The sequence below is a fragment of the Coprobacter tertius genome (genome assembly GCF_024330105.1).
GTDB classification, from domain to species: Bacteria; Bacteroidota; Bacteroidia; order Bacteroidales; family Coprobacteraceae; genus Coprobacter; species Coprobacter tertius.
Genome location: NZ_JANDHW010000004.1, coordinates 40027 through 53036, shown reverse-complemented (window position 1 = coordinate 53036; position 13010 = coordinate 40027). Strand labels below are relative to the sequence as shown.

At 38.8% G+C, this 13010-nt stretch carries 10 protein-coding genes; 3 read left to right on the top strand and 7 right to left on the bottom strand.

Features of this window, described 5'->3' with window-relative positions:
• Window position 1 precedes the first annotated feature (1 nt).
• The 3 genes from NMU02_RS05175 to NMU02_RS05165 are packed head-to-tail and all read right to left on the bottom strand — an operon-like array spanning window position 2 to window position 3139.
• A complete protein-coding gene (locus NMU02_RS05175; RefSeq protein WP_435522018.1) occupies window positions 2-1465 on the bottom strand; it encodes a glycosyltransferase family 2 protein in 1464 nt (487 codons plus the stop codon).
• Window positions 1459-2283 (bottom strand): N-acetylmuramic acid 6-phosphate etherase, encoded by an 825-nt coding sequence (gene murQ, locus NMU02_RS05170; RefSeq protein ID WP_255026294.1) that lies wholly within the window; start codon window positions 2281-2283, stop codon window positions 1459-1461. Before murQ ends, NMU02_RS05175 begins: the two co-directional genes overlap by 7 nt.
• Window positions 2284-2305: 22 nt before the next feature.
• Window positions 2306-3139, bottom strand: coding sequence for an ATPase (locus NMU02_RS05165; RefSeq protein ID WP_255026293.1), 834 nt, complete (start codon window positions 3137-3139; stop codon window positions 2306-2308).
• 118 nt (window positions 3140-3257) lie between these two features.
• Here NMU02_RS05165 and NMU02_RS05160 point away from each other — a divergent pair, with 118 nt between their 5' ends.
• A complete protein-coding gene (locus NMU02_RS05160; RefSeq protein WP_354003103.1) occupies window positions 3258-4571 on the top strand; it encodes a SpoIID/LytB domain-containing protein in 1314 nt (437 codons plus the stop codon).
• 2 nt (window positions 4572-4573) lie between these two features.
• Here NMU02_RS05160 and NMU02_RS05155 read toward each other — a convergent pair whose 3' ends face one another.
• The 4 genes from NMU02_RS05155 to NMU02_RS05140 form a co-directional block, all read right to left on the bottom strand.
• Entirely contained in the window at window positions 4574-5779 is a 1206-nt protein-coding gene (locus tag NMU02_RS05155; RefSeq protein WP_255026291.1) for an ABC transporter permease, read from the bottom strand.
• Window positions 5776-6423, bottom strand: a complete 648-nt coding sequence (locus tag NMU02_RS05150) for an ATP-binding cassette domain-containing protein (RefSeq protein ID WP_255026290.1) — start codon at window positions 6421-6423, stop codon at window positions 5776-5778. Before NMU02_RS05150 ends, NMU02_RS05155 begins: the two co-directional genes overlap by 4 nt.
• 28 nt (window positions 6424-6451) lie before the next feature.
• Window positions 6452-7999: a DUF4836 family protein gene (locus tag NMU02_RS05145; protein ID WP_255026289.1), complete on the bottom strand. Its 1548-nt coding sequence runs from the start codon at window positions 7997-7999 to the stop codon at window positions 6452-6454.
• 64 nt (window positions 8000-8063) lie between these two features.
• Window positions 8064-9530 carry a sodium:solute symporter gene (locus NMU02_RS05140; protein ID WP_255026288.1) on the bottom strand — a complete coding sequence of 489 codons (1467 nt, stop codon included), beginning with the start codon at window positions 9528-9530 and terminating at the stop codon, window positions 8064-8066.
• Between the two features lie 588 nt (window positions 9531-10118).
• On the opposite strand from NMU02_RS05140, the gene NMU02_RS05135 reads away from it, so the two are divergent.
• On the top strand, window positions 10119-12080 hold the full coding sequence (locus NMU02_RS05135) for a polysaccharide biosynthesis protein (protein WP_255026287.1): 1962 nt from the start codon (window positions 10119-10121) through the stop codon (window positions 12078-12080).
• 144 nt (window positions 12081-12224) lie between these two features.
• Window positions 12225-13007, top strand: a complete 783-nt coding sequence (locus NMU02_RS05130) for a polysaccharide biosynthesis/export family protein (RefSeq protein ID WP_255026286.1) — start codon at window positions 12225-12227, stop codon at window positions 13005-13007.
• Window positions 13008-13010 lie beyond the last annotated feature (3 nt).

Below are 13010 nucleotides of genomic sequence, written 5' to 3'. Positions count from 1 at the left end.
GCTATTTTTTTAATTTATTTATTTTTTTCCGGGCTTGTATCTCGATCGTGCGTAGCCGGTCTTTATAGAGGTTATTGGCATTTATTCGGTCGATGTCTAATGCTGCGTCGGAATTTCCCTCCCAGCGTCGGCATAAATAAATAACTTCATAAATACGTCCGATACGGTATTCTCTCGAGAATCTGAGACCTAAAGCATAATCTTCCCCGTAACTCGTATTGGGAACATTAAATTTGCGTAACAGAGGGGTGTAAAAAGCTCTCGGAGCGCCCAGTCCATTAATTCGCAGCGCATTATTCCGGCCGTTTTCTTCACTCCATTCCCGGTGATCGATTACCCCGGGAGGAATAACTTGCATATTGAAATCGGTCATTACGTAACTACCGATAACCATGGCACACCGTTCTTTTCGAAATGTTTCGATAATAGTTTGCAGGGTATGTTTATCTTTGTAAATATCGTCGCTATCGAGCTGTACGGCGTATCTACCGCATTCGGGATGATGTATTCCGAGTGTCCAGCAACCGCCTATTCCCAAATCGGTTTGTTCGGGAATGAGATGTATTACGCGTTTGTTTTCGGAAAATTCCGAAACAATATCTGTCGTTCGGTCTGTTGAATGGTTATCGATAACAATAATGTTAAACGGGAAATCGCAGCTTTGTTTTAATACAGACTGTATTGCGTCTGCAATAGTCCGTTCTCGATTATATACAGGGATAATAACCGATGCTTCAACGGGAAAAATACCGGTGTCGTTACAAATGTCTTTGTAAACAGGAGGAAGATATGCCCCGATATTTTTCAGATGTATTGTACAGGCATCTTCCATTTCTTTTTGTACGTCACGATTTTTCGGATCGACGTAATCGAATTGTTTTTCTCCCGACCGACGCAGATCGGTTTCTTCATTGCTATAAAGATATTCGTTGATATGAACGATGGAATATTGGCAGGAGATAGATAATCTTATTGCATACCAGGCTGCATGTTTATACGCCGGAAGATTTTCAACTGCTTTTTGTAATGCTTCCGATCGATATAAAACGAGCGGTCCGAAATCGAAATCATCCCTGAGACTGCCTTCCTGATAGTCTATTAAAGGATGTTTTATTGTTCCTTTTTCAGTTGTACGGTATGAGTCGGAATAAAGCATACCCGAATTGCTGTCTTCTGCAAGTTGAGTGAAACGTTGAACGGAAAAAGCACCCGGTATCAGAGTTACCGGCGAAAGACATACCAGAGAATAATCCGTATCAGTTAGCCGGGAAATGGCTTTTGCGGTTTCTGTCGTATTTATTCCATTTATTTTTAGAGGAATACAACATTTGGTTGAAGGTGTGTTATCTCCTTGAAATAGAAGATATATGCGATTTACTTCTTTGGAATTGCTGAATATTTCGACAGCTTGGCGTACCTGCTCGTCGGAAATATAATAAATAAAACAATTAATATTTTTCATAATGCTGAATTTGAATGATATGCATCTACCGCTTTTTTTACCGAACCATGCAATAGTAACAAGTTATAAGCTTCTTCATAAGAGAGAGAAGTCTCTTCCATAATCATTCGAGTACCTCTGTCGATAAGCTTTCGGTTGGTTAGTTGCATGTTTACCATGCGATTTCCTTTAACTCTTCCGAGGCGAATCATCGTTGCAGTGGTAATCATATTCAATATCATTTTTTGTGCAGTCCCCGATTTCATGCGGGTACTACCTGTCACATATTCCGGGCCTACAATCGCTTCGATCGGTATATCGGCCTGTTGTGCAACGGGAGAACCGGGATTACAGGTGACTGCTCCCGTAAGAATACCTTTTTCCCGGCAATGTTTCAGGGCTCCGATAACATAAGGGGTCGTTCCCGAAGCGGCGATGCCGATAACGGTATCGTTTATATTTATATTGTGCTGTAAGAGTTCTTGCCAGCCCCGGTCTTCACTGTCTTCAGCCGATTCTACCGGATTACGCAGGGCTTTGTCCCCTCCGGCAATTAATCCGATAACATACGTGTTCGGCATACCGTATGTCGGTGGAATTTCAGATGCGTCGAGAACACCGAGCCGTCCGCTCGTACCGGCACCCATATAAAAAATACGACCTCCACGTTTCATTCGTTTTACGATGGCCGTTACCAGTTTTTCTATTTGTGGTATTGTCTTTTCTACGGCGAAGGCTACTTTTTTATCTTCATTATTAATATCGGTAAGTAATTCGAGTACCGGTTTATTTTCTAAGTTATCGTATAAAGAGGATTGCTCTGTAATTTTTTCAAAAGACATTTTTTATTATTTGTTTTCTGTATTAACCAATCGAGTTTTGTAAATGATATGAGATTAATCCGTCGATGGGATTTTTTACCACACGACCCGGTTTGAAATGGTGTGCGATAGCGGTTTCGATAAGAATTTTTTTGAAATGCCAGGCAACAGAACCGGTAAAATGTACCGGTAGTTCCGGGTCGTATTGCAATATGTTACGTTTAAAAAAGTTGCTGAAATTTTCTTTTAGGATATATTGTGTATAATCTTCATTTTCATGCATATTTAAGAAGATTGCAAAGGAGGCCATATAGCGGTTAGGGAAAGGACGTCGGTATACTGCTTCCAAAACGTTTTCCTGAGTAATGCCGAAACGTTCTTTGAAATCTTTGGATATCTGCCGGGGCATTTGTCCTTTCAGGAAGTCGGAAAGTAGTCGTTTCCCTAATGCGTTTCCGCTTCCTTCGTCACCTAACACATAACCTAATGGTGGAGTATGACGTACGATCTTTTCTCCGTCATATTGACATGAGTTCGATCCGGTTCCCAAAATACAGGCAATTCCTGCTTTATGGCCGCATAGCGATCTGGCAGCCCCGGTAAGATCGTCATGTATTTCTATACGATGAACTCCTGTCGCATTCTCTATTGCCAGACTAACTCTTTCGATGGCTTTTTCACCGATACATCCTGCGCCGTAAAAGAAAACTTCATCGATCGGGTGATTGTCGAATATATTCTGTATCTGGGATGTAATTTCTTCGGTCGATTGCAAGAACGGGTTGATACCCGCTGTTTCGAAACGGTAATGATTTGTCCCGTTGGTAAGGCACCAATCCGTTTTGGTAGATCCACTATCGGCGATAAGTATATTCATTGTAGATTTCTGATATGTGCCTGCAATTTATTAAAAAATATTCAGAAACCTGATCTTCAAGTGCGACAACAGCAAAAGATTATGTTACTTTGCGAAAGAAAATTATAAAATGTATACTATGCAGGATAAGGAGCCTTATATAGAAGTCGGTATCGTACATCGTAAGGAATTGGAATTTTCATTGAATGGAGATTTTTGTTTGAATGGAATCTCTATGGTAGCCCCGGGAACCTATATCATTCGGTCGGAGGGTGGAAAAGTATGCTTTTGTGAAAAGATTTACGATGAATTATCATTTGTTCCTACGGTTTCCGATATTTCGTTCGATATTTCGCAAGTACTTATCGGTATACGGTTTCATTGGGAGAGGAAAGAGAGTCAACGATTTCCCGGAGAATTGAAAATTATTTGCGACGAATCGGGATTAGTTGCGATAAACCGAGTCCCTTTGGAGACTTATTTGATCAGTGTTATTTCATCGGAAATGAAGGCTTCGGCTTCGGCGGCATTATTACGTGCTCATGCTGTAATTTCTCGTAGCTGGTTATTGGCGCAACTTTCCGAAAAAGGGAATAAATCTACGGTGGAAAGATGTGTTGAAAATGGAGAAGAAATTATAAAATGGTTCGATCGCGAAGAGCATGTTTTATATGATGTTTGTGCCGATGATCATTGTCAGCGTTATCAGGGCATTACTAAAGCTTTTCTTCCTGAGGTTGCCGAAGCGGTACGTGAAACCCGTGGTGAAGTGCTGGTGTATGACGGAAAAGTGTGTGATGCCCGTTTTTCGAAATGTTGCGGGGGGGTAAGCGAACGGTTTGAATCGTGTTGGGACAATGCCCCTCACGATTATCTTACGCCTGTTTACGATCGGGAGGATGATCGGATAATGCCTGATTTTTCTTCTGAAGAGGCAGCGAATATATTTATACGCAGCGTTCCCGATGTTTTTTGTAATACACGAGATGAGGCCGTGCTCGATCAGGTATTGAATGATTATGACCGGGAAACAAAGGATTTTTTTCGTTGGACCATAAAATTTCGGCAGGCGCACCTTTCACGGTTGTTGCAAAAGAAACTGGGTATAGATTTCGGAGAGATATGCGATCTGATACCCCTTTTGAGAGGGGCATCAGGACGGATTATCCGGTTAAAGATTATAGGGACGAAACGCACGGTCGTTATCGGTAAGGAGTTACTGATACGTAGGGCTTTATCCGAAACTCATTTATACAGTTCGGCTTTTGTTGTCGATAAATCGGGTTCGGGAAAAGGTATTCCCGAAGAGTTTGTCCTCATCGGTGCCGGGTGGGGGCATGGCGTGGGCTTATGCCAGATCGGGGCGGCTGTAATGGGGGAAAAAGGGTATTCTTATCGTCAGATTTTGGAACATTATTTCAAAAATACCGAACTCAGGCATATATACCCATGAGGCTATTTTCTTTCCCCTTTCCACAACCGATTTATTTTTTGACGTATGATCGCTGCATTTAATACCGATACTGCAATTAACAGACCGATTCCGATTAATATTGTCGGAATGCTGTTTCCCGGTTGATAAGAAGGCCACATGCGGGATAACAGTTCGATATAATGTATACGCGATATATATACGAGTAGCCCGGCAAAAATCAAAACGATTGTGTTTAGTGCAACCGTTAGTAACTGATAAGGTTGCGATACTTGAGCGGGACTATATCCGATAAGGAGTAGATTCTTGAGTTTATCCGTATTTTTTTGGAGAAGTAAGTAGATGCTCAGCATTAGAATAAAAAATGACAGGACACTGATAAACAGACCGATTGTTGCTACAAGACCTGTAATTAGTTTAAGAAAATAGTTCGTTTTTCCGGCATCGAGATTATTTCCTTCAACTTCATATCCGTTTTTTTGCAGATAAGTGACAACTGCTTCGTCGGCCGGGTTGGCGACTTCCACGATCAGTCTCGAAGGTTCTTCTGTAACTCGGTTTCCAAATTCGCGGTTACTCCAACGTATAAAAGATTCCGGAACCAGTATCGTATTCAGTCGGTTGGAAAAACCGACGATATTTCCTCTGAAATTCTCTGACTTCCCGTTTCCCGAAATACGGATGTTTATGGTGACCATACCCAATAAACCTTCTGAAATTTGGGGCATATTACGAGATTGGGCAAAGCCGAAGTTATAAAGATTCAAATAATTTTTGGGTAGTATAATCGGGATGAATTCACTATGCGGAACGAATTGCCAGTCGGATGTTTTGGTATCTACGAATTCGTCGGGTACCGCTTCGAAGAACATTTGAGTGGAAAGATCCATTTGATGGCCGGCCAGACTGATCCCTGCCGATACATTATACTGTCCCGGTGTAAATGCTCCGATATTTTTCGCAAAAGATTGTTTTTTTAAATCTTCTATATCTTCTTTCGAGAAACGATTTGAACTTCCGGTAAGACTACCGAAAGTGTTTACCTTTTTAGAGATAATAAGATATTCGTTTTTGAGCAAACTATCGTTTCCCGAAAGAAATGGAGATATATCATAATAACATTGCAAACTTAAGAGAACGATAAATATACCAGCCAGGTTAGCTAAGAAATAACCGGTAAATTGGCCGATACTGATATGTTGACGGAGGAGTTTCCAAACAATTTTCATAAGCTTAATATCTTATCGTAATTAATATCGAGGTGTTTGCCTATAGAAGTAACAATAATGGCGGCTTTCTGCTGGGCGGCTTCTTGTAATAGAATACGAGACATCAGTTTTCCGTTTTCTTCGTCGAGGTGACTGATGGGTTCGTCGAGCAGTATAAAATCGAACGGTTGACAGATCGATCGAATAAAGGCTACCCGTTGTTGTTGCCCGAATGACATTTTCCCTATTTTCGTATTCCATTTGTCTCCGATTCCCAAAATATCGAAATAATTACGTATTTCTATTTCTGTTTTATATCGGGTCAATTGGTTTTTAAGTTCGATATTTTCATAAGCCGGCAATTCAGGAAATAATCTCAGGTCCTGGAAAAGATAAGCGAAAGTATGGCGCCTTATTTCAGTCCACTCTTTTTCTCTTAATATATTGCAGTTCTTTTTATCGAAAAAGATAGATCCCGAATAATCATTACGGTCACCGTACAGATAACTGCATAATGAAGATTTTCCGGTTCCCGATGCCGCTTCGATAAGATAATATTTCCCTTTTTCGAAAGAAATATCCTGTAACCAGATATCGGAGTCTAAAGAAGAACGATTTTCAGCAAAAACAGCAGGTAGAACCTGCTGTAATTTTATTTTTTCCATATGTCTTGCATTATATATGTCTATCTGTTTAATTAAATGCTTTCATAATCGATGTGAGGGCGTTTTCCGTTTGGTTTTGCATATAAATAGTCGTTACTCCTTTCAGGGATTCTTGCTGTCTCGATTCGATTGAAGTGGAAAGGGAAAGAATCTTCTTCAGGGATTCGGTTTCGTTTGACCCTACTCCTATTTCTTTAGTCAATAAGTTGACGGGGAGACCTTTTGAGATACTTATCATATTTATATACATTGCTCCGTTTGTATTTTTAAAAACTTTAGCGGCGGGCGAATCGGCCAACGATTCAATAGCACCTTTATTGATGCTGTCGATAATGCTTTCGTCGGTTGTTATGAAGAACCGGTCGTTACCGGCCATTCCGAAATATAGTCCGAGGCCGTTCATGTTTAGTGCATATTGATTTTTTCCCAGGGGAACCATTCCTAAAATTTGTCCGAATTTAGATAGTTCGGTAATTAGTATATCGTTGTTTACTTCTGCAAAAAGAGCCATGTTAGGGGTTTTTACAAACGAGTTGTCCCCTGGTAAATCTATGAGACTAAGTGTTATATCTCCATCGATAGATTCGATCATTCCTTTAAAATCGAATTCTTTGTTTTCAAAAAGTTTTTTAATTTCTTGCTTTTGGGAAAGATATTCGAGAAGTTTTTTTCCATTGATATTGATGTCATATGTAAGCCATGCATCTGCCGGTATCGCTTTTAAAAATTTACCAGTAAGTTTCCCGCATAATTCAGAGAAATTTTCTAATATCTTCTGTGTTTCTGCATCGGTCGAGTAACTTTCGTTTGTGATAACGATTTTGCCTTTTTCGAAACTTAGGTTTGCCATTGCATATACTGTTCCTAATTTAAACTTGTCAGGCATAAAAGAGGAATAAATTGTAGATACCTGAGGAGGTGTTGAGGCCATAGAAAACCAATAATTTATTTCCTTCTGGTTTTTTATAAAACGTTCGAATCCTTTATCTACTAAAAGACTTTTATCTTTTTCTTGCCTTATATATTTACCGGCGTTTTCTTTTATTTTCTCGGGAGATTCGCGGTTGAAAGCCGATTCGAGTATCAATATCCGGTCTGAAGAAAATGCGCAAAATGCTTTTTCACCGAGGATACAGTATTTAAATCCTTTTGCATCAGAAATTTCACTGCTTACACCTTCTTTTTGCATGATTTGAAGTAACTCGTTGAATTTGTTGCGGTCTTTTAATTTCAGAAGCATACCGACTTCTCCATCGACGGCATTTGAGAATAATACAAAACTATTATCGAAAGAGATTCCGCTTTGTTCGGGATCTTTTAAAACAGTATCGAGCATTTTAGAGGCGTCGTCTCCCAGAGATTTTTGGAAAGAGGCCAACAGTGAGCTGATTTCCGGATTTTTAAATAGTTCTTTAAAATCGGCTTTTTCTGCAATAGCCTTACAATCGGCTGTTATTACGATTGTCGCATCTGCAGGGATCGATTGCATGTAATTACTTTCTTTCGAACAGGAAGTAAATAATGCTACCGTAAGTAACATTATCAGAAACCTTACATTCATTCCGTATTTTCTCATAATTTTAAATTTTTATTATGTATTTTTCATGACTTGTTACTACAAAGGTAGTTAAAAACAGGTATTAAACCTTGTGTATCGATATTTTTTTTAATTTCTTCACCGAAACGACCCATAGTCCTGTAAAGGTTAGAAATGCGTTAAGTATCAGCAGTTCGTAGCCGAAATAGTATCCGAATCGAAGGATACAAAAACGATCGGTAAAATAACAAAGTAAAGGAGACAGTATGGCGATAAACGGAATGAACCGATCTATGGGTTGTTTACGAGTAAACATCCCGAATGCGAACAGTCCGAGTAAGGGCCCGTAGGTGTATCCTGCAATTGTATAAATAGCGTCTATAATACTTTTATCGTTAAGGACTTTTATAAGTAATATGATGAAAACAAAAAGTACGGATATAAGGATGTGTATCCGTTTTCGCCATAGGATGGCTTTATGGGAAGGCATGCTTTTTACTTCCAATATGTCGATGCAAAACGAAGTAGTAAGTGCTGTAAGAGCCGAATCGGCACTTGAAAAAGCGGCAGCTATGATTCCGATGCAAAAACAGATGAGGACGGGGGTTCCTAAATATTGGGTAGCGAATAACGGCAATATTTCGTCACTCAGCAGTGGAATGCTTATACTGGTTTGATGTGCGTAATTTATAAGTAATATTCCTAAAGTGAGAAATAATAGATTTACCGGAATAAAAGCCAGACCGTAAAAATACATGTTTTTCTGTGAAGCTTTTAAAGTGCGTATCGACAAGTTTTTCTGCATCATATCCTGATCGAGCCCGGTCATGACGATCGTGATAAAAATACCGCTCAGAAATTGCTTTAAAAAATTTTGGCGGCTTTGCCAATCGTCGAATACAAAAATCTTCGACATTTCGCTATGTCTGACGGTCTCGAATACTCCTGTTATGTCCAATTGCATTCGAGACATTAATTGCCAAATAATCATGACAAGTGCCCCCAAAAGGAAAAAAGTTTGCAGAGCATCTGTCCAAACAATTGTTTTTATACCGCTTTTATGGGAATACAACCATATCATGGCAATAATGAGACAGCTCGTGATAAAGAACGGAATATGCCACTGGTCGAAAACAAATCGTTGCAATATGAGTACGACGATATATAATCGCGCGGCAGCTCCTATAATTTTAGATAATAGAAAAAACGAAGCACCTGTTTTATATGCCTTGTGACCGAACCTGTCATCGAGATATGTATATATCGATGTCAGGTTGAGACGATAATATAACGGAAGCAGAACATGGGCGATAACAAAATAACCTAAGGAAAATCCCAAGACAGTCTGCATATAGGTCATGTCGATGGAGAGGGGCATACCGGGTACCGAGACGAAAGTAACTCCCGAAATAGAAGTCCCGATCATTCCGAAAGCTACCAGCATCCAAGGTGACTTTTTACCCCCGATAAAAAAAGCTTCGTTATCACTTTTTCTACCTGTGAGAAACGAAATCAGCATCAATACTCCGAAATATATGGCGAGGATTACGAGAATTGCGATACCATTCATTTACTTTAGTTAAAATGATAAAAGTGCAAAATAAAGGAATAGTTCGACATAAAGCAATAATTGAATTAAAAAACTCTGATAATATTCCGGAAAGAAGATCGACGTATATCATTTATATATAGGTTTTTAATTTTGTATTCCTTGAAAAAATCATAAAATATATCTGAAAATTCGACTAAATGTGTAAGTTATTTAATATATATTATATATGTATAATCAATTTTTGTGTTAATATTTTGTATATCAGTAATATAAAATGATTTTAAGTTTAACGATAAGAAAAAATACGGGAAAATAAGAATATACAGTAAATAATCTTTTGTGTTTTTTGCTATCTTTGCAAAGTATATAGCGGGCTGTTTTTTAGAGATTATATTTTGGTTATTAAGTATATTCGATCGGCGGCACATTGGATAAATTCTTTATTCGAATGTAATGGCGAAATTCTTCTTCGTCCGGCGATTGGGGTAAAAAAGAAAGAGGATAGAAACATAAAGGTGTAATATTTAAATATAATTAAGTCATATTAACTGCCCTCCTGTTGTTTATATAGTAATGGACTCTGAAATTTTACGGCGGAAGATGAGCATGAAAAGATTTTTATTGAAAATTGTATCGGCGAAATATGTGAACCGTTGGGTTATATTAGGTTCCGATATTTTTGTTTCTACATTTTGTACGTTATTGTCATGTATTTTTGTTTCATATGTTTTGGGGATACCGATGTCGGGCAGTTCAGAAGTTAAGATTCTTATCATGTCGGCAATTTCGGGTTTCGTATCGTTTTTAGGGTGGAAAACATACCGAAATATTATCCGTCATATGACCCTTAAAGAGTTATGGCGAATTGGAGCTGCCGTTTTTACCAAAATAATAATCATATCTGCTTTTTGCTGTATTTGGGAAACTCAATTACCCTATAAATTCCTGTTGTTAGCATTTACCCTCGATTTTTTATTTACCTCTATAGCGATTATTGCTTATCGTATCTTGCTTATTCTTATGTATGGGGTGGTAGTTTCGAATCTATTTCCTAAACAAAAGAGCGTATTTATGTATGGTACCGATTCGGATGCTGTTTCTTTTGCTATGGCATTACCGGATAAGGATTACCGGATAGGAGGCTTTATTACGCGCGGAGGGGGATATCAGGCATATCGTATTATTGGTAAACCGGTATATAAAATAAAAGATATCGAGGAACTTGCGCATTTGTTTGGACAAGTACGAGTAGATGCAGTGATATTTCCCAATGAAAAAAGCGTGCGTTTAGAAAAAGATGTAATCGTTCGTTTTTGTGAAAAGGAGAAAATTAAAATACTGGTAGGTCAACCGGTTGAAGAAATACCCCGGGGAAGAAATACGGGAATGCGTAAAGTTAGGGAAATTCGTATCGAAGATCTTCTCGGACGGGATGAAATAGAGATAAACATGAATGAGATTATCTCTAATTTCGAAAATAAGATTGTTATGGTAACGGGTGCTGCCGGATCTATCGGTAGTGAGTTATGCCGTCAATTAGCGACATTCCGTATAAAACGCCTTATTCTTTTCGATATGGGCGAAACCCCTATGCACGAATTGAGGCTCGAACTGGAAGAACGGTTCCCCGATCTCGACTTTGTTCCTGTTATCGGAGACGTAAGACAGGAAGCCCGCGTAGATTTTGCGTTCAGGAACTTTCATCCGCAAATTGTTTTCCATGCTGCGGCCTATAAACATGTGCCTTTGATGGAGGAGAATCCTTGTGAAGCCGTATTGGTAAATGTAAGGGGAACTTGTAACCTGGCTAATTATTCTGTGAAATATGGCGTAGAAAAATTTGTTATGGTATCTACCGATAAGGCCGTAAATCCATCGAATATTATGGGTGCATCGAAACGTTTGGCTGAGATTTATGTACAAAGTCTTAGTGTAGCGATCGGTAAAGGATTAAAGGAGGGGGAAACCCGATTTATAACTACCCGTTTCGGAAATGTATTAGGAAGTAACGGATCGGTTATTCCGCGATTCAGAGCGCAGATCGAGGCCGGTGGCCCTGTGACGGTAACACATCCCGATATTATACGTTATTTTATGACTATACCCGAAGCTTGTCGTTTGGTTATGGAAGCAGCTACTATGGGTAAAGGCGATGAGATATTTATATTTGAGATGGGCGAGCCGGTAAAGATTGCAGATTTAGCGTATCGTATGATAGAATTAGCCGGATTTGTTCCTAATAAAGATATTATGATAGAATTTACCGGATTACGTCCTGGTGAGAAACTTTATGAAGAATTATTAAGTAATAAAGAAAATACCATACCTACGACGCATCGCAAAATACGGATAGCAAATGTCCGGCAATACGATTTTAATGAAGTGGCAGAAGCTATTAATAAGTTGACAAGCTTGTCGATAGATGTAAAAATACCCGAAACGGTTATGATGATGAAGGAAATTGTTCCTGAGTTTAAGTCGAAAAATTCGGTTTATGAAAAGTATGATCAGCAGGAAGCCGGAGTGCTCGATGCTTTTCAAGTAGCAGCAGCATCTGAACAAATTTAAGAAATATATCAGTTATCTGTTTAAAATTGTTCATAATAATGAACAATAAATAAAACATTATGTTAGTTTTTTAAAACATCTTCATGAGTAATAGTCTAATTTTCGTATTTTTGTGACCACTAAAAAATACCTTTAAAAATAAAAATGGTAAGAAAATTATTGTATTTTAAGACTTGTTTGGTGATTGTATTGTTATTATCCTCTTGTAATGCGAAGAAGAAAATCGCTTATTTACAGGATATGCCTAATGATAGTACGGTACAAATCGTGAAAAATTATGAAGTGCGTATCCAACCTGATGATATGTTGGGTATTACTGTGTCGAGTAAGGACTCAGAGCTGATAACTTTGTTTGAAAATTCTGCCGAAACGATAAATAAAACAGGAGCTGTTTCCAATAATAATTCCGGATATCTGGTTGATGCTCAGGGATATATCAATTTCCCGGTATTGGGAATGATCGAGGCAGCCGGTCTTACCCGGGCGGAATTGGGGCAGAAAATACAGCAAAAGCTTATCAAAGACGGATATGTTAACGACCCGGTCGTCTCGGTGAAAATATTGAATTTTAAAGTGTCGGTAATGGGAGAAGTTAAGAAGCCGGGAACCTATAATATAATTTCAGACCGATTGACGATTTTCGAAGCACTCAGTATGGCTGGAGATCTCGATATACAAGGACAGAGAGATCGGGTGCTGGTCGTAAGGGAAGAAGACGGGCAACGGAGAATGTTTTATACCGATCTGCGTACTAAAAAAATATTCGATTCTCCGGCCTATTATTTACAACAGAACGATGTGATTTATGTAGAACCTAATAACCGGAAATCGATTAGGGCAAATGATAATCAGTTTATGAACATGTCGGCTTGGGCGTCGTTAATGTCGGTTCTCGTATCGTTATCAATACTTATTTTCAGAAGATGATAT

Coding starts and splice junctions, on each gene's coding strand:
- NMU02_RS05140 (WP_255026288.1), bottom strand. CDS start 9,530: ATGAATGGTATCGCAATTCTCGTAATCCTCGCCATATATTTCGGAGTA.
- NMU02_RS05135 (WP_255026287.1), top strand. CDS start 10,119: ATGAAAAGATTTTTATTGAAAATTGTATCGGCGAAATATGTGAACCGT.
- NMU02_RS05130 (WP_255026286.1), top strand. CDS start 12,225: ATGGTAAGAAAATTATTGTATTTTAAGACTTGTTTGGTGATTGTATTG.
- NMU02_RS05165 (WP_255026293.1), bottom strand. CDS start 3,139: ATGAATATACTTATCGCCGATAGTGGATCTACCAAAACGGATTGGTGC.
- NMU02_RS05155 (WP_255026291.1), bottom strand. CDS start 5,779: ATGAAAATTGTTTGGAAACTCCTCCGTCAACATATCAGTATCGGCCAA.
- NMU02_RS05150 (WP_255026290.1), bottom strand. CDS start 6,423: ATGGAAAAAATAAAATTACAGCAGGTTCTACCTGCTGTTTTTGCTGAA.
- murQ (WP_255026294.1), bottom strand. CDS start 2,283: ATGTCTTTTGAAAAAATTACAGAGCAATCCTCTTTATACGATAACTTA.
- NMU02_RS05160 (WP_354003103.1), top strand. CDS start 3,258: ATGCAGGATAAGGAGCCTTATATAGAAGTCGGTATCGTACATCGTAAG.
- NMU02_RS05145 (WP_255026289.1), bottom strand. CDS start 7,999: ATGAGAAAATACGGAATGAATGTAAGGTTTCTGATAATGTTACTTACG.